Source organism: Rhizobium sp. ZPR4, from assembly GCF_040215725.1.
GTDB classification, from domain to species: domain Bacteria; phylum Pseudomonadota; class Alphaproteobacteria; order Rhizobiales; family Rhizobiaceae; genus Rhizobium; species Rhizobium rhizogenes_D.
Window position 1 is genome coordinate 453,916 of the sequence record NZ_CP157967.1, and the last position, 26,364, is coordinate 480,279.

21 protein-coding genes and 1 riboswitch are annotated in these 26,364 nt (G+C 61.0%); of the genes, 12 read left to right on the top strand and 9 right to left on the bottom strand.

The window, feature by feature from the left end; genetic code table 11:
* Window position 1: 1 nt before the first annotated feature.
* Complete coding sequence (locus tag ABOK31_RS02190; protein ID WP_174179123.1) at window positions 2–457, top strand: GNAT family N-acetyltransferase; 456 nt, start codon at window positions 2–4, stop codon at window positions 455–457.
* Between the two features lie 70 nt (window positions 458–527).
* Here ABOK31_RS02190 and ABOK31_RS02195 read toward each other — a convergent pair whose 3' ends face one another.
* Complete coding sequence (locus ABOK31_RS02195) at window positions 528–1,094, bottom strand: DUF6101 family protein (RefSeq protein WP_092709621.1); 567 nt, start codon at window positions 1,092–1,094, stop codon at window positions 528–530.
* Window positions 1,095–1,412: 318 nt separating this feature from the next.
* Between ABOK31_RS02195 and ABOK31_RS02200 the strand changes: the two genes are divergently transcribed.
* Both ABOK31_RS02200 and ABOK31_RS02205 read left to right on the top strand, forming a co-directional pair.
* Window positions 1,413–3,929, top strand: a complete 2,517-nt coding sequence (locus ABOK31_RS02200; protein ID WP_349957605.1) for a DUF1217 domain-containing protein — start codon at window positions 1,413–1,415, stop codon at window positions 3,927–3,929.
* 220 nt (window positions 3,930–4,149) lie between these two features.
* Window positions 4,150–7,134 carry a DNA translocase FtsK gene (locus tag ABOK31_RS02205; protein WP_349957607.1) on the top strand — a complete coding sequence of 995 codons (2,985 nt, stop codon included), beginning with the start codon at window positions 4,150–4,152 and terminating at the stop codon, window positions 7,132–7,134.
* 78 nt (window positions 7,135–7,212) lie between these two features.
* Here the strand turns inward: ABOK31_RS02205 and ABOK31_RS02210 are convergent, their stop codons facing one another.
* Entirely contained in the window at window positions 7,213–7,764 is a 552-nt protein-coding gene (locus tag ABOK31_RS02210; protein ID WP_174179117.1) for an MOSC domain-containing protein, read from the bottom strand.
* 72 nt (window positions 7,765–7,836) lie between these two features.
* Between ABOK31_RS02210 and phnF the strand changes: the two genes are divergently transcribed.
* Window positions 7,837–8,571, top strand: a complete 735-nt coding sequence (gene phnF / locus ABOK31_RS02215) for a phosphonate metabolism transcriptional regulator PhnF (protein ID WP_349957609.1) — start codon at window positions 7,837–7,839, stop codon at window positions 8,569–8,571.
* Between the two features lie 4 nt (window positions 8,572–8,575).
* On the opposite strand, the gene ABOK31_RS02220 is transcribed toward phnF, so the two are convergent.
* From ABOK31_RS02220 to ABOK31_RS02230, 3 genes are read right to left on the bottom strand one after another with little or no spacing between them, the layout of a single operon-like run.
* Window positions 8,576–10,006: an FAD-binding oxidoreductase gene (locus tag ABOK31_RS02220; protein WP_349957611.1), complete on the bottom strand. Its 1,431-nt coding sequence runs from the start codon at window positions 10,004–10,006 to the stop codon at window positions 8,576–8,578.
* 33 nt (window positions 10,007–10,039) lie between these two features.
* On the bottom strand, window positions 10,040–11,014 hold the full coding sequence (locus tag ABOK31_RS02225) for an L-threonylcarbamoyladenylate synthase (protein ID WP_349957613.1): 975 nt from the start codon (window positions 11,012–11,014) through the stop codon (window positions 10,040–10,042).
* 58 nt (window positions 11,015–11,072) lie between these two features.
* Window positions 11,073–11,690, bottom strand: a complete 618-nt coding sequence (locus ABOK31_RS02230) for a DUF6656 family protein (protein ID WP_349957614.1) — start codon at window positions 11,688–11,690, stop codon at window positions 11,073–11,075.
* Between the two features lie 103 nt (window positions 11,691–11,793).
* Here ABOK31_RS02230 and ABOK31_RS02235 point away from each other — a divergent pair, with 103 nt between their 5' ends.
* The 3 genes from ABOK31_RS02235 to ABOK31_RS02245 all read left to right on the top strand — a co-directional run bounded on the left by ABOK31_RS02235 (window position 11,794) and on the right by ABOK31_RS02245 (window position 15,050).
* A complete protein-coding gene (locus tag ABOK31_RS02235; RefSeq protein ID WP_349957615.1) occupies window positions 11,794–12,207 on the top strand; it encodes an ACT domain-containing protein in 414 nt (137 codons plus the stop codon).
* A gap of 206 nt (window positions 12,208–12,413) precedes the next feature.
* Window positions 12,414–12,618, top strand: a riboswitch (cobalamin riboswitch).
* Between the two features lie 96 nt (window positions 12,619–12,714).
* Window positions 12,715–13,959, top strand: coding sequence for an aromatic ring-hydroxylating dioxygenase subunit alpha (locus ABOK31_RS02240; protein ID WP_174179109.1), 1,245 nt, complete (start codon window positions 12,715–12,717; stop codon window positions 13,957–13,959).
* A 2-nt stretch (window positions 13,960–13,961) separates the two neighbouring features.
* Window positions 13,962–15,050, top strand: a complete 1,089-nt coding sequence (locus ABOK31_RS02245) for a hybrid-cluster NAD(P)-dependent oxidoreductase (protein WP_349957616.1) — start codon at window positions 13,962–13,964, stop codon at window positions 15,048–15,050.
* 27 nt (window positions 15,051–15,077) lie between these two features.
* Here the strand turns inward: ABOK31_RS02245 and ABOK31_RS02250 are convergent, their stop codons facing one another.
* The gene (locus ABOK31_RS02250; protein ID WP_174179107.1) at window positions 15,078–16,088 is read right to left on the bottom strand and encodes a GH25 family lysozyme; all 1,011 of its coding nucleotides are present in this window, start codon (window positions 16,086–16,088) and stop codon (window positions 15,078–15,080) included.
* Window positions 16,089–16,335: 247 nt separating this feature from the next.
* On the opposite strand from ABOK31_RS02250, the gene ABOK31_RS02255 reads away from it, so the two are divergent.
* Window positions 16,336–16,806, top strand: a complete 471-nt coding sequence (locus ABOK31_RS02255; RefSeq protein WP_349957617.1) for a BA14K family protein — start codon at window positions 16,336–16,338, stop codon at window positions 16,804–16,806.
* Between the two features lie 69 nt (window positions 16,807–16,875).
* Here the strand turns inward: ABOK31_RS02255 and ABOK31_RS02260 are convergent, their stop codons facing one another.
* Complete coding sequence (locus ABOK31_RS02260) at window positions 16,876–17,877, bottom strand: transporter (protein WP_349957618.1); 1,002 nt, start codon at window positions 17,875–17,877, stop codon at window positions 16,876–16,878.
* A 289-nt stretch (window positions 17,878–18,166) separates the two neighbouring features.
* Between ABOK31_RS02260 and ABOK31_RS02265 the strand changes: the two genes are divergently transcribed.
* Complete coding sequence (locus ABOK31_RS02265; RefSeq protein ID WP_349957620.1) at window positions 18,167–19,945, top strand: acyl-CoA dehydrogenase; 1,779 nt, start codon at window positions 18,167–18,169, stop codon at window positions 19,943–19,945.
* Between the two features lie 9 nt (window positions 19,946–19,954).
* Window positions 19,955–20,707: a crotonase/enoyl-CoA hydratase family protein gene (locus ABOK31_RS02270; protein WP_349957621.1), complete on the top strand. Its 753-nt coding sequence runs from the start codon at window positions 19,955–19,957 to the stop codon at window positions 20,705–20,707.
* Between the two features lie 172 nt (window positions 20,708–20,879).
* Here the strand turns inward: ABOK31_RS02270 and ABOK31_RS02275 are convergent, their stop codons facing one another.
* Both ABOK31_RS02275 and ABOK31_RS02280 read right to left on the bottom strand, forming a co-directional pair.
* On the bottom strand, window positions 20,880–22,130 hold the full coding sequence (locus ABOK31_RS02275; protein WP_349957622.1) for a class I SAM-dependent RNA methyltransferase: 1,251 nt from the start codon (window positions 22,128–22,130) through the stop codon (window positions 20,880–20,882).
* Window positions 22,127–22,867, bottom strand: a complete 741-nt coding sequence (locus ABOK31_RS02280) for a TlyA family RNA methyltransferase (RefSeq protein WP_349957623.1) — start codon at window positions 22,865–22,867, stop codon at window positions 22,127–22,129. Before ABOK31_RS02280 ends, ABOK31_RS02275 begins: the two co-directional genes overlap by 4 nt.
* A gap of 111 nt (window positions 22,868–22,978) precedes the next feature.
* Here ABOK31_RS02280 and ABOK31_RS02285 point away from each other — a divergent pair, with 111 nt between their 5' ends.
* Window positions 22,979–23,986 (top strand): DUF4424 domain-containing protein, encoded by a 1,008-nt coding sequence (locus tag ABOK31_RS02285; protein WP_349957624.1) that lies wholly within the window; start codon window positions 22,979–22,981, stop codon window positions 23,984–23,986.
* A gap of 223 nt (window positions 23,987–24,209) precedes the next feature.
* A complete protein-coding gene (locus tag ABOK31_RS02290; protein WP_349957626.1) occupies window positions 24,210–26,156 on the top strand; it encodes a methyl-accepting chemotaxis protein in 1,947 nt (648 codons plus the stop codon).
* The last annotated feature ends 208 nt before the right edge of the window (window positions 26,157–26,364 follow it).

A 26,364-nucleotide genomic window follows, 5' to 3' on the forward strand; every position in this document is an offset into this window, starting at 1 on the left:
CATGGCATGTGAAATCCGTCTGGCCTCGGAGGCGGACGCCGAGGCGATCAGCGGCGTCATCCTTACCGCACTTCGTGAGAGCAACGCACAGGATTATTCCCCGGATATCATCGCGCGCGTTGCAGAGAGCTTTAGTCCCGCTGGCGTGCGTAAGCTCATGAGCAGCAGAATGGTCTTCGTGGCAATTGATGGTGAAAGCCTTGTCGGGACCGCGAGCCTTGACCGTGCCGTTGTGCGCACGGTGTTCGTCTCTCCTTTTGCGCAACGACGCGGCATTGGCGCCAACCTGATGGCTGCAATCGAACGGGCGGCGAGGGCAGGCGGCATCGCCACCCTGTCCGTCCCCTCGTCGATTACCGCGCAGGGTTTCTACGAAAAGCTCGGCTTCAATGCTGTCGGCGAGAGTTTCCACGGCGATGAACGAACGATCGTCATGGAGCGCTCGCTGACGCCATAAGATTTCGGCCGCGGGATCGGTTCTCCCACGGCCGGTTTCTGGCGATATTCGGTTTTCGAGCCATAACGGTTTAATGTCTGGCGATGATCTCGCGGCCCTGGATCTTCATCTTGACGCCGAGCTTGCCGGTCGTGCGGCGCACGAGGAAGCGGGGACGGCGGTTTGCAAAGTAGGAATGGCGGCGACGCGGCTGACTGTCCTGCGAGCGGACGCCGCCGAGATGTTCTTCCAGCGGACGGGCAACACCGTCGGCTTCGATCATCAGCATGGGAATGCGGAAGGCTTCCGACCAGGAGCGCCAGTCGGCAGCGATGTCGCTCAAATCGTGAGCGACGAGAAGGGGGATGCAGAGATCCGGATCGGAGTGATGCAGTTCCAGCGTGACGGTGACTTCGCCGTCGCCGTGATCGATGGCGCGGGCGGCTACACCCTGGAATGCACGCTTGGGCAAGGCGACGGACAGCGGCAGGCCGCTGGACGGCAGGATCTTGCGCAGCACTGCGCCGCGCTCATCGATCGTAATGGTGACGTCACCCTCGGCACCTCGCATGGCATAGCTGACCTGTTGCGGGAAGCGCGCCGGATCAAGCCGCAGTGTGGTTCCAGCCCAGTCGGGCTTCAGGACGGTATTAGTCATCGATTTTTCTACCCTTGCTTTACCTGAGAGCCGGTTGTTCCGGTCTTCTCTCGGAGAACTTTTGTCCTCTCGTTGTTGGGCAGATTAGGCGCCGTCCCTTCCAGACAGCTTAAAAATCGAGGTTAAGAAAACTTTGCGTCCTCAAATGGTTAGCAAAGTCGAATGCATCAGGGTTTCCATAAGGTGAACACACGGCAGGGCGGTGCGTCAATATAGTACACGCATAAGGTGAGTGGGTGTAAGTCTCGGGTAAGGTTTGTATGCAATAATCACAGCCAGATTCGTCCCCTTTATTAGAGATCTATTGGGATTCTGCTGATGATTTCCACTTATCTTGGTTATACGATCGCAACCAGAGATATGGCGACCTCACTCAATCAGGTGGCGCAACAGTCGCAAAACAAGCGCTTGATCGACTATTACAACGCCAATATCGGCAAAGTAACGAACGTCGATGACTTCCTGAATGACTATCAGCTATACAGTTACGCAATGGAAGCCTACGGGCTTTCGGACATGACCTACGCCAAGGCCTTTATGAAACAGGTCCTCACCAGCGACCTCAGCGACTCCAGCAGTTTCGCCAATAAGCTCACCGATCCGCGCTACAAGGAGTTCGCTGCGGCGTTCAATTTCGGTACGAGCTCGACGGGAACGACGAATACGGCACAAACGAGCACGCAGGAAGACGACCTCATCGGGCTTTACCAGCAATCATTTACGAATGAAGAGACGTCTGCGGCAACCGAAACGACCTATTACAGCCAGAACATCAGCTCGGTTAAGACGGTCGATGACCTTCTCGGCAACACCCGCCTGCGTAATTATGTGCTGCAAGCCTACGGCATTGACCCGACCTATGTGTCGAATTCGTCTCTGAAGCAGATGCTGACGAGCGATCTCAGCGACCCCAACAGCTACGTCAATCTGAATGGCGGCACCGCCGACAAGGCCCTGGTGGCGGAATTCAATTTCAATGCCGACGGCACCATCAAGACATCGACGCCGGACGGCGACACGGCCTATTACGAGGCCAATATCGGCAACGTTACCTCGGTCGATCAGCTGACGTCCAATCCGCAGCTGTTCCAATACGTCAAGACGGCTTTCAATATCCCGTCCTACATCACGGCAGACCAGTTCAATGCTTCTGCCAAGGATGCCAGCACCGCAAGTTCGAACGGTCTGACCGCCGTCATGGCGGAATTCAACTTCCAGAGCGACGGCACGGTCGCATCCGGCTCGCAGGCCCAGACGTCCGGTCAGATAAGCGCAACCACGGCCGGCTATACCACGAACTATCCCGGAGGGCCGCAGACCCTCAGCCAGCAGGCCGATGTGATGAGCGCCTACAATTCCACCGTGCCCTCATTCACGACAAGCGTGGGGGCAACCGACAATGATCTTTATTACAAGAATCATATCGGCTCCATCACGTCAGTCGATCAGTTGACGTCGGACACGCGTCTTTTCGATTACGTCAAGACGGCTTACGGCATCGATCCGACGACGCCAGCCGTCGTCTTCAAGAATGCGTTCGGCGATGCGACGACCGCCGCCATCTTTGGCCTGACCGACGTCGTCTCCCAATTCAATTTCCAGTCGGACGGCACGCTTGCTTCCGGCCAGACCGCACAGTCCCAGGACGAGATCGACGCGGCCTCCACGGCCTATATGAGCAACTATCAATCATCGCAGTCGACTCTGACCACGGATGCGGTCAACAACTACAAGAACCGCATCGCCAGCGTGAAGACCATCAAGGATTTCTTCGCAAGCAACACGACCGACAGCAGCACCTCGAACGACAGCGCGCCGGAGCTTTATCAGATGGCGTTGCGCGCCTATGGCATCGGCGAGAACGAAGTCACGAAGTCCCAGCTGACCAAGATTCTCGAAAGCGATCCCTACGATCCGAAGAGCTACGTCAATTCGCTCAAGGACTCTCGTTTTACCGCGCTTGCCAAGGCGTTCAATTTCGACAGCAAAGGCAATCTGAAGGCGCCGGTGCAGTCTTTGTCGCAGACGCAGATCAACAGCTATATCTCGGAATATTCCAGCCGCAGCACGGCGGGACTGTCGGGAGCCGAGCTGACCAAAGCCACCAGCGACGCCAAGACCGCTGGCACCTATTTCGCCACCAACATCGTCAACGTGACCAGCGTTACGGATCTGCTGGCCGACAGCAAGCTTACGAATTTCATCCTGACGGCCAACGGCATCGATCCGAAGACCGTCGATACGGCGACGCTGAAGAAGGCTTTTGCTTCCGATCCGTCCAGCTCGACAAGCTTCATCAACACGACCGATGGCGCGAAGTTCAAGAGCATCGTCGAGGCGTTCAATTTCGGCACCGACGGAAACCTGACCGACACGAAGCTCGGCACGGCGCAAAACCAGGGCGCGCTCGCCGCGACCAATGATCTCTTTCTGCATCAGACACTGGAAGATCAGCAAGGCGAGACCAATCCGGGCGTGCGTCTGGCGCTCTACTTCCAGCGCAAGGCGCCCGATATCAACTCGATCTATGACATCATGGGCGATTCCGCTCTCTATGAGGTCATCACCACGACCTACAATCTGCCGAGCTCGATCTCCAATATGGATGTCGATACCCAGGCCAGCATGCTGAAAAAGTTCGTCAATGTGAGCGACCTGCAGGACCCGGACAAGGTCAACCAGCTGCTGCAGCGATTCTCCGCGATGTACGACATGGAGAACAATACGACCACTTCGACGTCGCCAGCACTTTCGATTCTCACGGGCTCGTCGTCGAGCTCCGGCATCAGCGCCGACACGCTGCTTTCCATCGCACAGCTGTCCTCGTCGCGGTAAGAAGTTCCGCAAAAAATTTAACCGTGTCTCCCTGCCGCGTTCTTGTGTGGCAGGAGCCTGCCATGCACTTGTTTCTGCAGGGTTTGCGAACATATTCGGACGTGTTTTTCAGGTGCGGGATGGCTGCTTTCCACAACGGCAGGAAGGAACTTATTAACCATCCTTGCCCTATTCGATTTGAGAAGCCAACGGCAATATCAATGACTGGGTTGCAGGTCTCATGCGTCTTTCCCGAACGACACTTTCCAATGCGTCTCAAGGCGTCCAGCCGGAGGGCGATCTCGACCCGGAGCAGGCAGCCGAAGAGGCACGCCGCGCCGAGCAGATTGCCGCTCGCCGCGCATTCCTGGAAGAGAAGATTCGCAATGCCCGCGAAGCCAAGCGTAAGGCTGAAGAGCAGCGCCACGCCGAGGAAAAGCGCCTTGCCGAAGAGGTGAGGAAGCGCACCGCCGCGGCACCGCCGCCGGTCGTGGAGGCGCTGCAGTCGGCCGCCGTTACGAGCGAGCAGGAAATGCCCGTTCTGCCGCAGGGAATCTCCGCGGAAGATCTCGCATCGCCCGGCTGGCAGAATGCCTTCCTGATGGGGCCGAACGTACGGTTTACCCGCACGCGCGAAAACGAAATCATCAGCCGCCGCCCGCCCGTCGAGCCGAAGGCCGAGATTCGACCGCCTGCCGCCGCGCACGCCGCGATGCGGGTGATGGAGCCGCCTGTTGCGGTCGAAACACCTGCGGCACCGGCTGCAACCATTGTCGTCCCGTCCGTGCGGCAGGACGAGTTCCATCTGCCGCTGCTCGAAGACATGCCGCTGGTGGTGCAAAGCTACATTCCGACAGTAATTCAGAATTCCCCGGCGACCGAGCCGGACGCATTGGAGATGACCGTTATCGCTACCGCATTTTCGAAGGCTCCCGCGATCGCGCTGGATGCTTCCCCTGTTCAGTCAAAGGTTCCCGAGTCCCTAGCCGCGCCTGTGGTCGAGTCGCGTCTTGTCCATCTTTCCGATTTCGCCTTCTGGGATGCGATGCCGTTCGACGGCGAATTCATCTCTGTCCTCAAGGGTGAGTCGAAGCAGCCGGCGACGCCGCAGAGGCCGGAAGTCGATGCCGAATCGATTATTGCGAAGTTCCGTGTCGTCGAGTGCCGCCGTCCGGCTGCCGCTGTCGAGGTGCTGCCCGTCGGCGCGCTATCTCCGGCGGTCGAAATTGCAACGCCAGTCGAAACTGTCTCCAGCCAGCCGGCGGCAGATCTCAGCACGCCGGCCATGGACGAGCTTGCTGCACTGGAGGCGGCCATTCTGGCTCCCGTCATCGAGACGACGCCCGCCGCTGTTGAAGCTGCCACTGCCGAGCAGCCGACCGTGGCAGAGCCGGCCGAAACATTCGTACCGCCCGCTTTCGTCACGGCAGTTTACGGCGCTGAAGCTGCTCCTGCTGTCGAAACTCGTCCGGCTCCCGTCATGGTCTTGGCACCAATGCCGAAGAAGGTTGCAGCGCCTGCGCCTGCCGAACCGGTTGCCAAGGCTGCATCGACCATTCCGGCCGTCGAAGCTGCAGCGCAGCGCCTCATCGACGCGCCGCCGTCGCGGATCTCGCCGCGCCGTCCTGCGTCCCTGACACCGCCCGAGTGGCGCCCGATCGCTCCCAGCGTCGATGGCGAATACGAACTGCCGCCGCGCGAACTGCTGCAGGAGCCCGCCATCCGTTCCGGCGTCATCATGACCCAGGAAACGCTGGAGCAGAATGCCGGCCTGCTGGAAAGCGTGCTCGAGGACTTCGGCGTCAAGGGCGAGATCATCCATGTCCGTCCAGGCCCTGTCGTCACGCTCTATGAATTCGAGCCGGCGCCTGGCGTCAAATCTTCGCGCGTCATCAACCTCGCAGACGACATCGCCCGCTCGATGTCGGCGCTCTCGGCTCGTGTCGCTGTCGTCCCCGGCCGCAACGTCATCGGCATCGAACTGCCGAACGTCAACCGCGAGACCGTCTATTTCCGCGAGATGATCGATTCGCCCGATTTCGAGAAGAGCGGCTATAAGCTTGCGCTCGGCCTCGGCAAGACGATCGGCGGCGAGCCCGTCATCGCCGAACTCGCCAAGATGCCGCATCTGCTTGTCGCCGGCACCACCGGCTCGGGCAAGTCGGTCGCCATCAACACCATGATCCTGTCGCTGCTCTATCGCATGACGCCGGAGCAGTGCCGCCTGATCATGGTCGATCCGAAGATGCTCGAACTCTCCGTCTATGACGGCATTCCGCATCTTCTGACCCCCGTCGTTACCGACCCGAAGAAGGCCGTGATGGCGCTGAAGTGGGCGGTTCGCGAAATGGAGGATCGCTACAAGAAGATGTCGCGCCTCGGCGTGCGTAACATCGACGGCTACAACAGCCGCGTTGCCTCCGCCAAGGAAAAGGGCGAGACAATCCACGTCATGGTCCAGACCGGCTTCGACAAGGGCACCGGTGCTCCGATCGAAGAGCAGCAGGAAATGGACCTGACGCCGATGCCCTATATCGTCGTCATCGTCGACGAAATGGCCGACTTGATGATGGTCGCCGGCAAGGAGATCGAAGGTGCGATCCAGCGTCTGGCGCAGATGGCGCGTGCCGCCGGTATCCACCTGATCATGGCAACGCAGCGTCCATCGGTCGACGTCATCACCGGCACGATCAAGGCGAACTTCCCGACGCGCATCTCCTTCCAGGTCACGTCGAAGATCGACAGCCGCACCATCCTTGGCGAACAGGGTGCCGAACAGCTCCTCGGCCAGGGTGACATGCTGCATATGGCCGGCGGCGGCCGCATCTCCCGCGTCCACGGCCCCTTCGTGTCCGACGAGGAGGTCGAAAAGGTCGTGGCTCATCTGAAGCTGCAGGGCCGTCCGGAATATCTCGACACGGTCACTGCCGACGAGGAAGAGGAAGACGAGGAAGAAGATACGGCCGTGTTCGACAAGGGCGCCATTGCCTCGGAAGATGGCGACGATCTCTACGAACAGGCGATCAAGGTGGTCATGCGCGACAAGAAGTGCTCGACCTCCTACATCCAGCGCCGCCTTGGCATTGGCTACAACCGCGCCGCCTCGCTCGTCGAGCGCATGGAAAAGGACGGTCTGGTCGGCCCGGCCAACCACGTCGGCAAGCGCGAAATCATCACCGGCAACCGCAATGGCGGCGGCAACTCCAGCCAGGAAGATTTCGATTGATCTGATCGGCAGCCAGATCGGAACGACATCGTGACAAGATAGAAAGCGGCTTTCCAATGGAAGGCCGCTTCTTTTTTGTCAGACACGCTCGAGCTTGATGTGCGGCAGTGGCGGCAGCTCGACATGGATGGTGTCATCGCGCTGCACACGGCCGCCCTGCGAGACAATGCCCATGATGCCCGCCTTGCGAATCAGGCCGCCATCGGCATCCTTGTCGAGCACGGCATGCAGCAGGCCCTTCTGGAAATTGTCGATCTGCCTGCAGGGATTGCGCAAGCCCGTCACCTCGACGATCGCATCCGCGCCGATATGCAGGCGCGTGCCTTGAGGCAGGGAAAGCAGGTCGATCCCTCTGGTCGCGATATTTTCGCCCATATCACCAGGCGCGACGGAAAATCCCTTTTCGGTCAGCTCCTCGAACAGCTCTTCATGGATGATATGCACCTGGCGTAGATTGGGCTGTGTCGGATCGACCGCGACACGGGAACGGTGCTTCACCGTTACCCCCATATGCGCATCGCCCTCCACACCGAGCCCGGTCAGCAGCTGAATATGATCCTTGGTCTGCTTGCTGAACCCGTGCACGCCGCTGCTACTGACCGCCGTCACATATATGCGCTTGTCGCCCATGCCGAACCCTTCCATAAACGATCGAGATCTTTATAAATTGGTATATACCAATTTCAAGGCGACAGATTTGTGATGGTAGAAAATAATCGACAGGATGAAGGCGTAAAAACTGCGGGAGGCTGGGCGACCGTTGCCGCGCAACTGCGAAATGCCATCGATGAGGGTCGGCATGCTCCGGGTAGCCGCCTGCCAAGCGAACGCGCCTTGTCCGAACAATTCGGCGTCTCCAGGGTGACGATGCGGCGGGCGATCGCCGAACTGGAGGGGGAGGGACTGCTGCGTGTCGCGCGGGGCAGCGGTGCCTATGTCCGCGCCGACATGCCCGTTCGTTTCCAGTTGGGCGACAAGGTGCGGTTCAGCAAGGATCTGACTGCGACGGACGCTAACCTCACGCGCAAGGTTGCCTCGGCAAGGGAAGTCCCGGCAACCGCCGATATCGCTGCAAGGCTGAATTTGCAGCCGGGCGAAATGGTGCTGGATATGTGCGTAGTTGCCTATGCCGACGCGCTTCCCGTCTCGGTCGTCATGCGCAGCTGCTCGGCAAAGCGCTTTCCCGGTCTGGCGGAGAAGTTTGCCGCAACGGGCTCGTTCACAGCGGCACTCCAGGATTACGGCGTGACCGACTATTGGCGGCGCTCCACCGACATCACGGCGCGCATGCCGACGGAAGCCGAGGCGCGCCTTTTGCAGCAATCGCGCCTGACGCCCGTCCTTGCCTATGCCGGCGAAGACATCGATGCCGAGGGCACGGTCATTTCCTGCCAGATCGGCTGCTTCGCCTCGGAGCGGGTGGTCGTGACCGTCTGATATCTCAGACCTTGAGAACCTTGCCCGGATTCATGATGCCTGCCGGATCGAAGGCGGTCTTGATCCGGCGCATCAGGTCCATCTCGATATCCGAGCGGATCGAGGCAAGCTCGTCGCGCTTCAGCTGGCCGATGCCGTGCTCGGCGGAGATCGAGCCGCCATGCTGCAGCACCAGTCCGTGCACGATCTTGTTCATCTCGTGCCAGCGGCCGATGAACTCGGCCTTGTCGGCGCCGACGGGCTGCGAGATGTTGTAGTGGATATTCCCATCGCCCATATGGCCGAAGGCGCAGACACGCGCGCCCGGCATGGCGGCAACGACGGCCTTCTCGGCCTCGGCCATGAATTGCGGGATCTGCGCCACCGGCACGGAAACATCGTGCTTGATTGAGCCGCCTTCCGGCTTCTGCGCATCCGACATGCTCTCGCGCATATGCCAGATGGCCTTCTGCTGGGCTTCCGAGCTGGCGATGGTCGCATCCTGGATCAGGCCGTCCCCATAACCTTGTTCGAGCAGCGCCGTCATCATCCGCTCGGCCGTTTCAGCCGAATCGGACGTGGAGATGTCGATCAGCACATACCAGGGATGGGCAGTCTCAAGCGGATCGCGCACGCCCGGAATATGCCGCGTGGTGAACTCGACGCCGATGCGCGGCATCAGCTCGAAGCCAGTCAGCGCCGTGCCGCAGAGACTTGAGGCATTCTTGAACAGGGTCAGCGCATCATCGACCGATTGCAGGCCGGCAAAAGCGACCTGATGGCCGAGCGGCTGCGGAAAGAGTTTCAGCACCGCGCCGGTTATGACGCCGAGAGTGCCTTCGGCGCCGATGAAGAGATCGCGCAGATCGTAGCCGGTATTGTCCTTCTTCAGGCGGCGCAGGCCATTCCATATCTCACCCGTCGGCAATACGACTTCGAGGCCGAGGCAGAGCTGGCGCATGTTGCCATAGGCAAGAACGGCCGTGCCGCCGGCATTGGTGGAGAGATTGCCGGCAATGCGGCAGGAGCCTTCGGAGCCGAGCGAAAGCGGAAACATACGGCCATGCTCGGCCGCTGCCTTATGGACATCGGCGAGAATGCAGCCGCCGTCGACGATCATGGTGTTGCCGACGGGATCGATATCGCGGACGCGGTTCATGCGCTCCAGCGACAGGATGATATCGGAGCCGCCCTCGCGCGGCGTCTGGCCGCCGACAAGTCCGGTATTGCCGGTCTGCGGAACGATGGCCGTACCGGTCTCGCTGGCGAGCTTCAGGATCGCGGACACCTCTTCCACCGAGCCGGGCTTCAGCAGCATGGGCGAAGCACCGTGATAGAGGCCGCGATTTTCCACGAGATGCGGCGCGATTTCGGCCGGGTCCTGCACGGCATGTTTTTCGCCGACGATGGCGGCGAAGCGATCGAGAAGGTCGGAAGAGGGGGCGGAGCTGCTCATGGCGTGTCCTTTGCCTGATGATGTCGGGCTGATTTATTCTCTGGGCGCGGCCGCGCGGCGCAGCCGGTCGTTGATGGCCTCGCCGAGGCCCTCGTCTGGAATATGCGAAAAGGCAATGGTCGCAGCGCCGGTGGCATCGGCGCGCTTCATGAAGTCGAAGAGGTTTGCTGCCGCTTCGGAGAGATCGCCACTGGCGCTCAGATCAAGCACCGCAATGGCATTCTCGCTGCCGGCAATGTCGGGTTTTCCGAAGCGGATCAGCGTCTCGTTCTCTGAAACCTCGGTCGCATCAAGCCGTACGGCCGCTCCCGGCGCATAATGTGAGGCCATCATGCCGGGCGCCTCGATGGCAGCCGATGCCTTCTTCTTGCGCTTCAGCGCCTTGCCGGCCACCCGCTCGATCTCGCTTGCCGCCAGCCCGCCGGGCCGCAGCAGGCGCATCTCGCCGTCCTCGACCTTCACGATAGTCGACTCGACGCCGACGACCGAAGCCCCGGCATCGAGAATGAGGGTAATGCGTTCACCGAGATCGTCATGGACATGATCGGCGCTGGTGGCGCTGATCTTGCCTGACGTGTTGGCGCTTGGTGCTGCAAGCGGTCTGTCGAAGGCGCGGATCAGATCGCCGGCAAAGCCCTTGGGAACGCGAATGCCGACCGTGTCGAGGCCGGCGGTGGCCAGCGGGTGGATGCCGCTATCGGGCTTGAGTGGCAACACCAATGTCAACGGGCCAGGCCAGAAGGCTTCCGCCAGCTTCCGAGAGGTAGGATCGAAGATCGCATAGCGCTCGGCCATGGCGAGATCGCTCATATGGCAGATCAGCGGATTGAAGCGCGGCCGCCCCTTGGTCTCATAGATGCGGGTAATGGCGGCTGGATTGGTGGCGTCAGCGGCAAGCCCGTAGACCGTCTCCGTCGGTAGACCGATCGGTAGACCCTCGGCAAGGGTTGCCGTCGCGACCTCTATTGCCGTTTGCGGATGTTCGAGAATGTCTATGTGTCGTGCCATGGCCTGCCTGCTTGCAGTTCAGGCCGTTTTTATGCTCTTCGAGTTTTGGGATCAATCGTCAAAGCTGGCGAATGATGTCGCGAAGCTGCTCGTTGCGGGCGCCGAGCAAAAGAACATTACGGATGGCGATCTGCGGATCGTGCGTGTGGAAGAGCACGCCGTTGCCGCGAATGTCGCGATTGATCGTCAGCTTCTTGTCTTCCGCTTGCTTGTCCGGATGGATGGCGACGGCGAAATACATCCGCGAATATTTCAGACTGATGTCTTCGAAGAAATTCTCTTCCTGGCCGATCCGGGCAAAGAAGTTGGCGATGTAGAAAGCCCAGTTCACCTGCTCATATTGCGCGAACTGCGTCCGCGCGGCTGTCACGTGGCAGTAGCCGAGATGCGGCGTGTCCTTCAGCGTGTGATGGAAGATGAGCTTCGGGAAACGGATTGATTTGTGGAAGCTGTTGAGCCGGTCATGTGTCTTTTCGCCGGCATCCCTAAGCTTTTGCGCCGTGCGCACCGCCACCTGCTCATGGCTGATATAGTCCCGTTCTTCCGCAAGCCAGTGCGGCCTGTTGCGGTTGATGCGGCCCGTGCGCAGGAATTCGCTGTAGCCCGTTGTCGATACCGGTGGCGCCGGTTCGGGCTCGGCGGGCTTCCCAGCGTCGAAATACCTGAGTTTGGCCATGCCGGATCTCGCTTTAGACGTCTCTGGACGGCATGGTAGATGGAATAGCTTGAGCCGGGCTTAACCATTTTGAGACGCCGCACCTTTTGGGAGACAGACAAACATGCCTGGAGTTATCGATCTCAAGCAGCTTCTGTCCGGCATGAAACCAAATCTCGCCGAGGGCGAATTCGTCTATTGCAGTGTGCCGGCGCCGGTATTGGCCGATCATTGGCATCTAGACCCGATCGGGCTGTTCCGGGAAAAGGAGGGAGTGACGCTGATCCTTTCGCTGGAGGCGGCCCGCAAAGCGGGATTTCCGGCCACTCCCGCCATGCGCATGATCACGCTTGAAGTTCACTCGTCCCTGGAGGCGGTCGGGCTTACTGCGGCCTTCGCCACGGCCCTTGGAAATGAGGGTATTAGCGCCAATGTTGTCGCCGGCTATTATCATGATCACATCTTCGTTCCGGCTGCCGATGCGGAGCGCGCCATGGCTGCGCTGCTGGCGCTTTCCGCCACCCAAGCGCCCCGTTGATAACGGCTCTGTCGCATTCAGGATAAAGCGTCATCATTCGGGTGCGGATGGGCTGCATGTCCGCATTTTGATGTAGCCGCATAAGCGATTGAATTGTCTTTCGATAATGCCTCTTCACGGAGCCATCTTGGCGTTCCGTTTCGCCTGTCGTCAATTTCGGAGCCGATGTCGCATTGCAGCGCAGCGGCTGGCGGAGCCGAGAGCTATGATGCCATCAATCTCAAGGTGCCGTCTGCTAGGGAGACGGAGAATTGGGAAGCCGGTCAAAATCCGGCGCTGCCCCCGCAACGGTGGTGGAGTGAGGCATGGCGAATAAAGCCACTGGGTCGATCGGCCTGGGAAGGTGCCATGGGGTTCTGGAAACAGGGCCGCTCCAGAGCCCGGAAACCAGCCTTGGGCGCATAAGGTTTACTGACCGCGGCGGGTGGTCGGGACATTGCTTTTGGCCGCTCCCAACCGGCCACGCATGTCCTTTGCCCGCCTCCTGGTACTGCTAAGGATAGGCAAATGGACATCGGCAGCAAAGTTCTGCGGCAATTGAAGAACCACCGGACAGGCTTGAGCCTGGAGCAACCCTTCTACACCGATCCGGACTACTTCAAGCTCGACATGGAGACGATCTACTATCGTGACTGGCTGTTCATCGGCCATGATTGCGAAGTGCCGCGCGCGGGCAACTACTTCACCGTCCAGATCGGCGACTATCCCGTCGTCATCGTCCGCGGCCGCGATCAGGTCATCCGCGCCTTCCACAATAGCTGTCGCCATCGCGGCTCGCGGGTCTGCACGACCGAGCGCGGCTCCTCGGCAAAACTCGTCTGCCCCTATCACCAGTGGACCTATGAGCTCGATGGCTCGCTGCTTTTCGCCCGTCAGATGGCCGAGGATTTCGACAAGAGCCAGCATTCGCTGAAGCCGGTTCATTGCGAAAGCGTCGGCGGCTACATCTTCATCTGCCTGGCACAGAACGCTCCGGATTTCGCCTCGGTCCGCGCCTCGATCGAGCCTTATATGGCGCCGCACCGCATCAGCGAAGCCAAGGTCGCCTTCCAGAGCACCATCATCGAGAAGGGCAACTGGAAGCTCGTCTGGGAAAACAACCGCGAATGCTATCATTGCGCGGCCAATCACCCCGAGCTTTGCCGCACTTTCCCGGAAGCGCCGACCGTGACCGGCGTACAGGGTGCGCTGAACGATCCCGTCATCGCCGAGCACTGGCAACGCTGCGAAGCCGCAGGCCTGCCGAGCGAATTCAAGCTCTCGCCGGACGGACAGTTCCGCACGGCCCGCATGCCGCTGATCGAAGGTGCGGAAAGCTACACCATGTCCGGCCAGAATGCCGTCAGGCGGCCGCTCTCGCCCGACGTGACGATCAACGGCATCGGCACCATGCTATTGTTCCATTACCCGACGACGTGGAACCACATCCTCGGCGACCACGCGATCTCCTTCCGCGTCCTGCCGATCAGCGCCGAGGAAACAGCCGTCACCACGAAGTGGCTTGTTCACAAGGATGCCGTGGAAGGCGTCGACTACAATCTCGAAGAGCTGACCCACGTCTGGACCGAAACCAACGACCAGGACCGCCGTATCGTCGAGGAAAATGCCTTCGGCATCCGCTCGCCGGCCTATGAACCAGGTCCCTATTCGGAAATCCATGAAGGTGGCGTCATGCAGTTCGTCGAATGGTACACGACTTTCATGATCAACCGGCTGCAGGGCGACCAGGCCAAGCTGTCGGCGGTTGCCTGAGCATGAACATGGCCGTCTCTCTTTCGCATCGCCACCTCGACCAGATGCAGCCCTGGAATGACAGGCAGCATGTGCTCGAATGTCTCTCGGTGACACCCGAAGCACCCGATGTGATGACCTTCACATTCGGGTCCGACAAGGACAACTGGTTCCGCTATCTGCCGGGCCAGTTCGTGACGCTGGAGCTGCCGACGGCTCCGGAGCCCGTCATGCGCACCTATACGCTATCATCGACGCCGTCGCGGCCCTTCTCTGTCGCGGTGACGGTGAAGGCGCAGAAGGACAGCGTCGGCACGCGCTGGATGTTCGAGAACCTGAAGCCCGGCATGCGCATCAAGGCGTTCGGCCCGCTCGGCGATTTCAGCCATATCCGCCATCCCGGCGAGAAGTACCTCTTCGTTTCCGCCGGCTCCGGCATCACGCCGATGATGTCGATGACGCGCTACATGTCCGATATCGCACCGCTGTCGGATATCACCTTCGTCAACTGTTCTCGCAGCCCGGCCGATATCATCTTCCGCTCCGAGCTCGAATATCTTGCGCGCTTTATGCCGAACCTCAATCTCGGCTTCATCGTCGAAGGCTGTGGCCGCACCGATCTCTGGTCCGGCTTGAAGGGCCGCATCGATAAAGCAAAGATCGGCCTGCTGGCGCCCGATTTCATGGATCGGACGATCTTCTGCTGCGGCCCTGAGGTCTTCATGGATGCCGTGCGCTCCATGTTGGAAGCTCATGGCTTCGACATGTCGCGCTACCATCAGGAAAGCTTCCAGCCGGCCAATGCGGCAACGCCGCTTGCCGAAGTTTCCGACGATGCCTCCGGCGAGGCTGCCACCACGATCCGCTTCACCATGGCCGGCAAGGATGTCGTCTGTGCGGCGGGGCAGACCGTGCTGCAGGCGGCGCGCGGTGCCGGCGTGCGCATCGGCGCGGCCTGCGAATCCGGCCTCTGCGGCACATGCCGGGTGATGAAACTCTCGGGCGAAGTCGAGATGAGCCACAATGGCGGCATTCTCGATGACGAGATCGACGAGGGCTATATCCTCGCCTGCTGCTCGCGCCCGAAGACGGACGTTCAGATCGAGGCCTGAAGCCGTACGGCGAGAATGCTGGTTTGCCTAGAAATCCTGGTAGTTCAGCTCGTTGATCTCGACCGGCTTCGTTTGCGGGGTCGAGGCCGTAACGACCGGGTCGACATCGGGCATGAGAGAAACGAGCGTCTGTCGCGGTCCGCTGCACATCGGCGCAAGCGCGATCGTCAGGTCCGGTGCGGGCAGGGGTTTGGCGGGCAGGAGATCGCCCTGCGGCCAGATCTTCGCGAGCTGGACCTTCGTCATCGGCACGACATTGACGTCGATATCGGTGAGTGTCCCCGGCACCCGATAGGGGCAGCTTTTCTCCGAACAATTGTCCGACGAAACAAACTGCCAGATAGCATAATTGTCCCAGTTGCCGAGCGGGAAGGTGCCTTTCACGTCGGGCTTGTAGCGCGCATACCACAAGGGCAGCCGCGACAGCAGCGGATAGGTGCCGCGGTGATCGGCGATATAGCGCGCCGTGTTGTGGTTGACGTAGAGCATGGGATAGCGCCCGGTCCTGACCTTAATGTGGGCGACGAAGATCTGCGCATCGTCGAGCGACATGAATTGCGTCGCATCCATGCCGTCGATGTCGAGCACCATCAGCTCATCCGGCTGCGGATCGGCATAATCGAGAAAATGGTTTGCCTGGTCGATCGGATTGCCGGGCCGGCCCAGATGATAGGCGCCCCATAGCAGGCCATTCGTCTTTGCCAGCATCCGGCGCGTTTGAAACAGTTCGCGGCTGACCGCGTATTTGCGCCACATCGTCCTGCAATGGGCCACCGTATCGCCGCCATGGTCGCCGGTGCAACTGAAGCTTTCAGGCAGTCCGTCGGACGCCTTTGAGATGAAGCCGGCGATGCGCTTGTCCTGCAGAAATGCGGTCCAGTCGATGGTGTTCAGCTCGTAAGCATCGACAATCAGGGCGTTTTTCGGATCGCCCCAGGGCTGGCTTTCACCGGCCGAAGGCTTGGAGACCGGCCCCATGAGGGTCAGGATCGTCAGCAAGCTGTAAATGAGGAGGTTACTCTTTCGGTATCCTTTCATGAAATAATAGTAAGGATTGCTGGTTAATCTTGGGTTAAGAATGAAATCACTATAAATTCATCGTGGAGCCCCGCATAACTCCTTAATTCGGTAGGGATTTGAGGAACTAAATAACGCGCTGCCGCGTTTCTTGTCGTCTACTCGCATATGCGACGAAGCAGGCAGTGAAACCTTGCTCGGGAAGCATTCCCGACATGAAATGCCTACAGGCTTGAGTACCAAGTCGAACCAGGGAATGGAGATAAAAATGCTTGGTTTCCGTGCAAAAATCGCGACAGTCGCCGTAACGGCCGCCGTCGCCCTGACGAGCTTCACACCGTCTTTTGCCATGCAGATGCCCGCCGCACCGATCGTGAATCAGGCCGTGCCCGCCCAGGCCGCGCCCGGCAACGTCGAACAGGTTCAATGGCGTCACGACGGCTACTATCGTCGTGGCTGGTATGGCGGCTACCGCGGTTATCGCGGCGGCTATCGTCATGGTTATCGCTATCACGACGGCTATTGGTTCCCGCTGGCAGCCTTCGGCGCCGGTGCGCTGATCGGCGGCGCGATCGCCAGCCAGCCGCGCTATTATGAGCCGGCTCCGGCCCCGAGCGCCGGCATCAATCCGCGCCATGTCGAATGGTGCGAGGGACGCTATCGTTCCTACCGCGCCTACGACAATACGTTCCAGCCGAACTCCGGCCCGCGCCGTCAGTGCTATTCGCCGTATTTCTAAGCAACGGTGCCAGAACGACAAATGCCAGCCGTCCGGTTTACGCCGGGCGGCTTTTTCTATGATCCGATGTCAGAGAATGTTGACCCGCCTGAGCAGCCACCATGCCAGCAGCATGGAGGCGATGATGAAGGCCACCGCATATCCGGTGCCGCTTGCACCGCCCGCCAGCGGCAGGCCCGATGTGTTCATGCCGAAGAAGCCGGTCACCAGCGTCGGCGGCAGCAGGAAGGCGGTCATGATCGACAGGATGTAGAGATGCCGGTTGATCTCGGAGGCGAGCTTCGAATCGATCTCTTCGTGCAGCAGTCTCGCCCGCTCCTGCAGGGCATAGACGTCGTGCTCGACCGCTTCGAGGCGCCCGGTCAGCCGACCCGCGACATCCTCGAAGCCGAGCGGCATTTCCTCGTCGTCGGAGGCGGCGGCATGGCGCATCAGCGAGAGAACGGTCCGCAGATGACGATGCAGGCGCACGATCGTCCTGCGGATCGGCGGAAGCTTGGCGCGCTCGTCGCGCGACGTATTGCCGTGAACGAAATCCTCGATGGCATTCAGCTCTTCACTGATCTCGATGACGACGGAGATCAGGGTCCGTTGGAATTCGACGACGATCAGCTCGAAAATATCCACCGGGCCTGTAAACCGCGCGGCATTCTTCTCGATCAGCACGCGGGTCCTGTCCAGGCTGCGAAGCGGTTGCAGCCGGCTGGTGATGAGCATGCGATCTGTGAACGCGAAATGCAGCCAGCCGATGTCGTGCGTGTTGTGGGCGAAGTCACGCTGGAAGTCGACCAAGGTCCCGAAAAGCATCTGCTCGTCGACCGTAATCGTTGCATGTGTCTCATGCGTGGTCAGCGCTGTGCGGGCGGCTTCGTTCAGTCCAGGCGCATCCTCGAGGAAGGCCGGTACCCGCGCATCCACGAGATTGAGATGCAGCCAGAGAAAGCCGTCGCCACTGAAGAGCGTCGCACGGTCGGTATCGTCAGGCAGGCGCTCCGGCTTGGTTGCGCCGGGACGGAGACGATATGCCCAGATAAAGCCTGGTATGGTATTGGCGGACGTGAGCGTGTTCATTGGGGGCATCGTTCGCTTTGTCTGAACAGTTGCCTTAGTCTTCGTTCATGACGATTGTTTATGCAAGTCCGTGCTTTCGCGGAATAATCGCGGATATCGGCGGCGATGTCACAGCCGCGCAGCGCGCGTAGGACGCATGTCAGGTTCGAGTTCGCGAAACGGTGGAAATCGATGCCTCTGCAATTTGAGAAAATTGACGTTTACGTAAAAATAAACTAGCTATAGCCACAAATGGCCGATGGTCCGGGTGAGGCGGGTCATTGCCAGTACCGATCCGGAGGAAATCATCATGTACAAGGCGCCTGTCGAAGAAATCGCGTTCACGCTGAAACATGTCGCCGGCATGGAGCGCGCCATGGAAGAGGGTGTTCTCGGCGATCTCAGCACCGATCTCGTCGATGCCATCCTGTCGGAAGCGGGGCGTTTCGCCGGCGATGAGGTGGAGCCGCTTGCCGAGAACGGCGACAAGCAAGGCGCAAGGCTGGTGGACGGCAAGGTGGTCCTTCCCGATGGCTGGGAGAAGCTCTATCGCGACTGGATCGCTGGCGGCTGGAACGGCCTGACCGCACCGGAGGAGTTCGGCGGGCAGGGCCTCCCGCATATGCTGAATATCGCGACGCTGGAAATGTGGAATTCCGCCTCGATGGCCTTCGGCCTTGCGCCGACCTTGACCATGGGTGCCGTCGAGGCGCTCCGGGCGCATGGTAGCGAAGATCTCAAGAAGACATATCTGGCGAAACTGGTATCGGGCGAGTGGACGGGAACCATGAACCTCACGGAGCCGCATGCCGGCTCCGATGTTGGCGCCTTGCGCTCGCGCGCCGAACGCGGCGATGACGGCACCTATCGCATCTTCGGCCAGAAGATTTTCATCACCTGGGGCGACCACGAGGCGACCGAGAACATCATCCATCTCGTTCTCGCCCGCCTTCCGGATGCGCCCGCCGGCACGCGCGGCATTTCGCTCTTTCTCGTGCCGAAGTTCCTCGTGAACGAGGATGGCTCCCTTGGCGCCCGCAACGATTATTTCGCCCATTCGCTGGAGCACAAGCTCGGCATTCACGGCTCGCCCACCTGCACGCTCATCTTCGGCGATGGCAAATATGGTGCGGAAAAAGGCGCCGTCGGCTGGCTAGTGGGTGAGGAGAACAAGGGCCTCGCCTGCATGTTCACGATGATGAACAATGCCCGGCTGGCCGTCGGCATTCAGGGCGTAGCGATCGCCGAGGCCGCAACGCAGAAAGCCATCGCCTATGCCCGGGAGCGCACGCAGGGCCGCGCGCCGGGTACGGCCGCATCGGGCATGAGCCCGATCATCGAGCATCCCGATGTCGCTCGCATGCTGCTGACGATGAAGGCTCTGACGCAGGGCTCACGCGCGATCTGCTACGCCTGCGCACAGGCGATCGACATGTCGCATCGCGATCCGCAGCAGGCTCGCTTCTGGCAGGAGCGTGCAGCGCTGTTGACGCCGATCGCCAAGTCCTTCTCCACCGATGCCGGCGTTGATACCGCCTCGCTTGGCGTCCAGGTTCATGGCGGCATGGGCTTCATCGAAGAAACGGGGGCGGCGCGACTGCTGCGCGATGTGCGCATCGCACCGATCTACGAAGGCACCAACGGCATCCAGGCCATCGATCTGGTGACGCGCAAGCTGACGATCGCCAACGGCGATCACATGCGCGGCTTCATCGCCGAATTGCGTGAGATTGCCGATGGCGTCGCTAAATCCAACCTCGAAGGTTTCGGCGAAACGGCGCCGCGGCTTGAGGCAGCCATTGCCGATCTGGAAAAGACGAGCGAATGGCTCTTGTCGAAGCAGGCGGAGGGCGCCGTTGCCGAAGCGCTGGCCGGCGCCACCCCTTACCAGCGGCTGTTCGGTCTTGTGCTGGCCGGTTCTTATCTAGCCAAGGGTGGTCTTGCCGATGCAGGAGACGGCGAGGGGGCCAAGCGCATCGCACTCTGCCGCTTTGCTGCCGAAAATCTTCTGGCCGAGACCGCCGCTCTCTCTGATCGGGTCATCGCCGGCGCATCCAGCCTCGAAGCCGCCCGCGCCGCATTAGCCTAAGGAAAAGCCATGACCGACCACATCCTGATCGAACGCCCCGAGACTGCGCCGCAGGTCCAGATCATCCGCTTCAACCGGCCGGAAAAGAAGAACGCCATCACGCGCGCCATGTATCAGACCATGACTGATGCAGTGAAGGCGGCGGAAGCTTCGCCGGATATCCGCGTTCATGTGTTCCTTGGCACGGAGGGCTGCTTCTCGGCTGGCAACGACCTCGCCGATTTCCTCGCCTTCGCCATGAGCGGCAATATGGGGCGCGAAGTCATTGATTTCCTCGTCGCGCTGGCGAGTACGAAGAAGCCCGTCGTCTCCGGCGTCGATGGCCTGGCGATCGGCATCGGCACCACGATCCATCTGCATTGCGATCTGACGATTGCTTCCGATCGCAGCCTGTTCAAGACACCCTTCGTCGATCTTGCCCTTGTTCCCGAGGCTGCCTCAAGCCTGCTTGCCCCACGCGTGATGGGCCATCAACGCGCCTTCGCCCTGCTTGCCCTCGGCGAAGGCCTTTCCGCTGCCGAAGCCAAGGAAACCGGCCTAATCTGGAAAGTGGTTGCGCCGGAAGCCGTAGAGGCTGAAACACTGTCGCTGGCTGCAAAGCTCGCCGCCAAGCCGCCCGAGGCCCTTCGCATTGCACGCGATCTGATGCGCGGCTCCCCGGATGCCGTCCTCGACCGCATCCACAAAGAAGCCGAGCATTTTGCCGCCCAGCTGAAAACCGCCGAGGCTCGAGCCGCCTTCGAAGCCTTTATGAAGCGGTAAAACCCCAACCCGCCCTCGTGGTTCGAGACGGCCTTGCAGGCCTCCTCACCATGAGGGCTAACCTCTGGCGTATCTCGATCGTGAGCCACTCCGCCCTCATGGTGAGGTGCGAAGCCCTAAGGGCACAGCCTCGAACCACGAGGGTCGGCCACGGAACCGGCGGTCAGAAGAACTACTTCTCCAGCGCCGCGACCACCTCGACATGCGAGGTCCACAGGAACTGGTCGATCGGCGTCACCCGCGTAATGCGATAGCCGCCCTCGACCAGAGTAGCGAGATCGCGGGCGAGCGTCAGCGGGTTGCACGAGACGGCGACGATCTTCTTGACCTGGGATCGGGCCAGTTCCTTGCTCTGGAATTCCGCACCGGCGCGCGGCGGGTCGAAGACGACGGCGTCGTAGACCTTCAGTTCCTGCATCATCAGCGGCCGGCGGAAGAGATCGCGGCGTTCGATGCTGACAGGTTTCAGTCCCTGCGTGTTGCGGGCGGCGTGATCCAATGCCGCGAGCGGCTTGTCTTCGCTTTCGACCGCATGCACGCGCCCGATCCGCGCCAGGCGAAGCGAGAAGGTGCCGCTGCCGGCAAAGAGATCGGCAATGCGCTTCGCCTTGCCGACATGGCCGGCCACCAGCTCGGCCATGGCATCTTCAGCCTGTTTGGTCGCCTGCGTGAAGGCGCCCGGCGGCGGTGCAACCTGAACGCCGCCGAAATCGATGATCGGCTTTGCGGGTTCCACCAGGATCTCGCCGTTCAGCGAGACGCGGGCGATGCCGCGAAGCGATAGCACGGTTTCGATCGTGCTGCGGCGCTGCTTGTCCGAAAGCGACTTGATGCCGTCGACGGCAAGATCGAGGCCGGTCTGTGTCTCCAGCACCGAGATGCGGAACGCTTCGGCATTGATGGCCGTTGCCGCGGCAATCGTCTTGATTGCCGGCAAACGCGCCATGATGCCGGCCGAGGCGATGGGACATTCCTCGATGGCGACGATATGATGGCTTTCGGCCTGGTTGAAGCCGATCAGCATATCCTTTTCGGTCTTGCGCGCGGCGAAGACCACCCTGCGCCGCTCGCCCGGATGCGCGGCGACGATATCGTCAACCTCGGGCGTCAGGCCCTTGGAGCGCAAGGCATCGATGACCAGCTGGCGCTTGAAGGCGCGATAGGGTGCATCGGCATAATGCTGCAAGGTACAGCCGCCGCAGGCGCCGTTGAGCCCGTGCGGACCGAAGTGTCGACAGTGCGGCTCCTGCCGGTCCGGCGAGGCAGACGCGATCGACATCAGCGTGCCCTGGCTTTTCACCCGCGCGATGGCGACGCTTTCGCCCGGCAGCGTGAAGGGCACGTAGATCGGGCCATCGGTACCCTGCGCGATGCCGTCGCCCTGGGCGCCGAGCTTCTGGATGGTGACGGTTTCAGTGCTCATGGCTTGATCCCTGCGAGAAGAAATTCCTGGTTGCCGTCGCCGCCGGCGATGGGCGAGGCGATGAGGCCGAGGCTCTGCCAGCCCATGTCTTCGGTGAACCAGCGTTCGAGTTCGGCCGCTACCGCCGGAGCGGAGGAGGGGTCCTTCAAGAGGCCGGCCTTGCCGATCGCATCGCGCCCCGCCTCGAATTGCGGTTTCACGAGCAGGGCTGCCCGTGCGCCATGTTCGGCAAGCGCGAGCGTCGGCGCGAGGGCGAGCTTCAGCGAAATGAAGGAGACATCGGAGACGATGAAAGTGAAACGCTCGCCGATATCATCGGCGGTCAGGTTGCGCGCGTTCAGCCCCTCGATATTGGTCACGCGTGGATCGGCCGCTATGCGCGGATGCATCTGGTCGTGGCCGACGTCGATCGCCGTCACATGGGCGGCTCCGCGCTCCAGCAGCACTTCGGTGAAGCCGCCCGTCGATGCGCCGACGTCGAGGCAGCTCTGCCCCCGTGGGTCGAGGCCGAAATGGTCGAGCGCCGCCACCAGCTTCAAAGCCGCGCGCGAAACGTAGTCCTGCGCGGGATCATCGATGCTGATATCGGCCTCTTCGGTAAAGAGCGCACCGGGTTTGGTCACGACTTTGCCGTTCACCGTCACCGTGCCACGCTGGATCGCATCGCGCGCCCGTGATCGGCTGGCAAAGAGCGAGAGGGTGACGAGGAGCTGGTCGAGGCGTTGCGGTTCGGACATAGGCTGTCCATGCCGGGCAATGCATTATGTTGCAAGCCTTTTATGCTGGAATCGGCGTTGACGACGGATCGCGGCCAGCGATAATCGCCGACATCAACGGGCGAGGGCATCATGCGAAAGATCGGTGGCTATGCGGCGTTAGTGGCGATGTTCGCCGCTCCGGCTCTTGCGAATGACACCATGGCCGAGCTGAGGACAGGCGGGCTCGCCTATGTCCGCACCGGCGATATCAGCATGGCTGAGGAGAAGCTGTTCGTTTCGCAGGCCGAAGTGCGCGTCGACTACGTCTTCGAAAATACCTCCGATAAGGATGTCGAAAGTGTCGTCGCCTTCCCGATGCCCGATATCAAGGGCGACATAGACAGTATGGTCGATGCCGGAAATGTCGAATCCGACAATTTCCTTGGCTTCACCGTGACACAGGACGGCAAGGCCATCACCCCGACCCTGCAGCAGCGCGTATCCGTGGCCGATGTCGACATGACGGAGGAGCTGAAGGCGCATGGCGTGCCGCTGCTGCCGCTCAGCAAGGCAGCGACGGATGCCGTCGCCAAGCTGCCCGTCGATGTGCTCGAGGATTGGACCGCCCGCGGCCTGATCGCCGATGACGAATACGACAATGACGGCCAGGGCATGAAACATCATCCGACGCCGATGTGGACGCTGCACACGACCTATTGGTGGCGCACCAAGTTTCCAGCCAAGGCCAAGATCGCTGTTCAGCACCGCTACAAGCCGAGCGTCGGCGGCACCGTCGCCATCACTTTCGCCGGCGATGAAGACTATCAGAAGCAGCAGCTGCAGGCCTATCGCGGCAGATATTGCCTCGACGATACCTTCCTGAAGACCGCGACCAAGCTCGCCGCCGTGGCCGACAAGGGCGGCCGGGGCTATACCGAAAACTGGATCTCCTATGTGCTGACGACCGGCGCCAACTGGTCAGGCCCGATCAAGCATTTCGAGCTGACGGTCGATAAGGGCGGCCCCGAAAACTACATCAGCTTCTGCGGAACCAATGTGAAGAAGATCGGCGCGACGACGTTCCAGATGACGGCGCAGGATTTCTATCCGGAACACGATCTGGATATCCTGATCCTGGCAGCGGCAACGGTGAATTAGCGGCGAGCTGAGCTGCCTGCGCAAATTAAATAAATTTAAAGCCGAAGCCTCTACTGATGCCGGGGATTGCGGTGATCCGTTTCCAGGTCGCCGCCTGCCATGAAGGCTTTGCGCTTCCGCGTCCAATCATGCCCTCCCTGAATTCTTCGAGCGTCGGCCGTGCTCCCTCCCAGGCATGGCTCAATGATGCTCGCCAGGACCGGCGCTCAGGAGGCGCTCGCTCATGTTTGCGAAAAAACTCTCTTTGAATGGCAAGCTTGCCATTACATTTACGGCCCTGATCGCCATTTTTGCCTGTGTTTCCGCTTTCGTCTACGCAAAGCAGGACGTGTCGGCCGGAGCCGCCGTCGAGCAGGCAAAGTCGCAGCAGCTCGTCAGCCTGATCGACGACTCCCTGCAGGCCATGCTGGAGCAGGCCGTCAATCTGCGCGGCTTCCTGCTTCTGCGCAGCGACAGCACCTATGGCGATATCTTCAACAATCGCGAGCGGATGCTGAAGAGCATAGCTGCTGCCAAGCAGGCGGCTGCCGATTCTCCGGATCTGCTGCAGGCGATCGACAACATGCAGAAGGCTGCCGATCTCTATTTCCATCAGCTCGCAGAGCCGCAGGCCAAGGCGCGCAAGGAAACCGAGATGCCGCTCGACCAGATCGTCAAGATCGGTCAGAACGAAACCAAAGGTCAGCTTGATGGCTTCCGCGAAGCTGCCGCGAAGATCAAGCAGGCCGCACGTACCAGGGCTGCCAATCTCGCCGCCATGCAGGACGGCGCCAATGGCGATCTGCGTCTGACCCTCATCTTGGGCGGTATCTTCGCCTCGCTCGCCGCCGCCGTGCTGGCATGGCTGTTGTCGCGGATCATCGTGCGCCCGATCGTCGGCATGACGGCTGCAATGGGGCGTCTGGCAAATGGCGAGCATGACGTCGAAGTCCCGGCAGTTGGCCGCGGCGACGAAATCGGCCGCATGGCGGATGCCGTCCTCGTCTTCAAGCAAGCCGGCATCGAGAAGCTGCGTCTTGCCGGTGAGACCGAGCGTATGCGTGGCGATGCCGAACACCAGCGCCTGATGAATGATGAACAGAAGGCGCGTGAAGAGGGTGAAATCCGTTTCGCCATGGAAGCGCTCGCCGGCGGCCTGTCGGCTCTATCGTCGGGCAATGTCGCAACCCGCCTCCACAACAGCTTTGCACCGCAATTCGACAGCGTTCGCGCCGATTTCAACAATGCAGTCGAGAAGCTGGAAGCCGCCCTGCAGTCCGTCGGTTCCAATGCCCGCGCCATCAATGCGGGCGCTGACGAAATCCGGTCGGCTGCCGACGATCTGGCGCACCGCACCGAACAGCAGGCTGCCGCGGTCGAAGAAACGGCCGCAGCACTGGAAGAGGTCACGACCACGGTTCGCGACTCTGCCAAGCGTGCTGAGGATGTCGGTCATCTTGTCGAGCGCGCCCGCCTCGGCGCCGAACGGTCTGGCGAGGTGGTTCGCAAAGCCGTCTCGGCCATGCAGCAGATCGAGAAATCCTCGGGCGAGATCAGCAATATCATCAGCGTCATCGATGATATCGCCTTCCAGACCAACCTGTTGGCGCTGAATGCCGGTGTCGAAGCCGCGCGTGCCGGAGATGCCGGCAAGGGCTTTGCCGTCGTCGCCCAGGAAGTGCGCGAGCTTGCCCAGCGCTCCGCCAACGCCGCCAAGGAAATCAAGTCGCTCATCACGACGTCGAGCGATCAGGTCAATACAGGTGTGTCGCTGGTCGGCGAGACCGGCAAGGCGCTGGAACTGATCGTCTCGGAAGTGCAGGAGATCAACCGCCATGTCGGCGCGATCGTGACTGCGACCCGCGAACAGTCGACCGGCCTGCAGGAGATCAACACGGCCGTCAACAACATGGATCAGGGCACGCAGAAGAACGCCGCCATGGTCGAGGAGCAGACGGCGGCAAGCCATGCGCTCGCCCGCGAGGCCGCGGCCCTTAACGAACTGCTCCAGCAGTTCCGTCTCGGCGATGCCGCACAGGCTGCACCTGTCCGGCCGGCGGTTGCGACCGCACGCTCGAAGCCGGCCGCGTCGCCGGCCCGCGCCCTGGGCCGCACCGTTGCCAAGGCTTTCGCCGGCAAGGCAACCGCTGCTGCGGCCGCCACCGCGCGGGACGACTGGGAAGAGTTCTGACTCCAGCCGATCGCGGCTCTGCCGGGATATTCCCGCAAGGCAGCGCACGGCGAATCACCTTCATGAATCGTGTCGGCCCGTCGCTTTTCGGCGGGCCGCTTCGTTTTTTCACAGTTTATGTAAGGGCATTGTTCGCCGCCGCTTGTCCGGCTTTGGGGCAGCACCGTCATGGCCTGAACGCTTTTTCCCTTGAGGGACAGGCTCTCCG

Bases quoted from the DNA above. Each gene is read 5' to 3' on its own strand.
- ABOK31_RS02205 (WP_349957607.1), top strand. From the start codon at position 4,150: ATGCGTCTTTCCCGAACGACACTTTCCAATGCGTCTCAAGGCGTCCAG.
- ABOK31_RS02200 (WP_349957605.1), top strand. From the start codon at position 1,413: ATGATTTCCACTTATCTTGGTTATACGATCGCAACCAGAGATATGGCG.
- ABOK31_RS02210 (WP_174179117.1), bottom strand. From the start codon at position 7,764: ATGGGCGACAAGCGCATATATGTGACGGCGGTCAGTAGCAGCGGCGTG.
- ABOK31_RS02260 (WP_349957618.1), bottom strand. From the start codon at position 17,877: ATGAACACGCTCACGTCCGCCAATACCATACCAGGCTTTATCTGGGCA.
- ABOK31_RS02230 (WP_349957614.1), bottom strand. From the start codon at position 11,690: ATGGCCAAACTCAGGTATTTCGACGCTGGGAAGCCCGCCGAGCCCGAA.
- ABOK31_RS02235 (WP_349957615.1), top strand. From the start codon at position 11,794: ATGCCTGGAGTTATCGATCTCAAGCAGCTTCTGTCCGGCATGAAACCA.
- ABOK31_RS02270 (WP_349957621.1), top strand. From the start codon at position 19,955: ATGACCGACCACATCCTGATCGAACGCCCCGAGACTGCGCCGCAGGTC.
- ABOK31_RS02285 (WP_349957624.1), top strand. From the start codon at position 22,979: ATGCGAAAGATCGGTGGCTATGCGGCGTTAGTGGCGATGTTCGCCGCT.
- ABOK31_RS02280 (WP_349957623.1), bottom strand. From the start codon at position 22,867: ATGTCCGAACCGCAACGCCTCGACCAGCTCCTCGTCACCCTCTCGCTC.
- ABOK31_RS02220 (WP_349957611.1), bottom strand. From the start codon at position 10,006: ATGAGCAGCTCCGCCCCCTCTTCCGACCTTCTCGATCGCTTCGCCGCC.
- ABOK31_RS02265 (WP_349957620.1), top strand. From the start codon at position 18,167: ATGTACAAGGCGCCTGTCGAAGAAATCGCGTTCACGCTGAAACATGTC.
- ABOK31_RS02275 (WP_349957622.1), bottom strand. From the start codon at position 22,130: ATGAGCACTGAAACCGTCACCATCCAGAAGCTCGGCGCCCAGGGCGAC.
- ABOK31_RS02240 (WP_174179109.1), top strand. From the start codon at position 12,715: ATGGACATCGGCAGCAAAGTTCTGCGGCAATTGAAGAACCACCGGACA.
- ABOK31_RS02225 (WP_349957613.1), bottom strand. From the start codon at position 11,014: ATGGCACGACACATAGACATTCTCGAACATCCGCAAACGGCAATAGAG.
- phnF (WP_349957609.1), top strand. From the start codon at position 7,837: ATGGTAGAAAATAATCGACAGGATGAAGGCGTAAAAACTGCGGGAGGC.
- ABOK31_RS02255 (WP_349957617.1), top strand. From the start codon at position 16,336: ATGCTTGGTTTCCGTGCAAAAATCGCGACAGTCGCCGTAACGGCCGCC.
- ABOK31_RS02245 (WP_349957616.1), top strand. From the start codon at position 13,962: ATGAACATGGCCGTCTCTCTTTCGCATCGCCACCTCGACCAGATGCAG.
- ABOK31_RS02290 (WP_349957626.1), top strand. From the start codon at position 24,210: ATGTTTGCGAAAAAACTCTCTTTGAATGGCAAGCTTGCCATTACATTT.
- ABOK31_RS02195 (WP_092709621.1), bottom strand. From the start codon at position 1,094: ATGACTAATACCGTCCTGAAGCCCGACTGGGCTGGAACCACACTGCGG.
- ABOK31_RS02190 (WP_174179123.1), top strand. From the start codon at position 2: ATGGCATGTGAAATCCGTCTGGCCTCGGAGGCGGACGCCGAGGCGATC.
- ABOK31_RS02250 (WP_174179107.1), bottom strand. From the start codon at position 16,088: ATGAAAGGATACCGAAAGAGTAACCTCCTCATTTACAGCTTGCTGACG.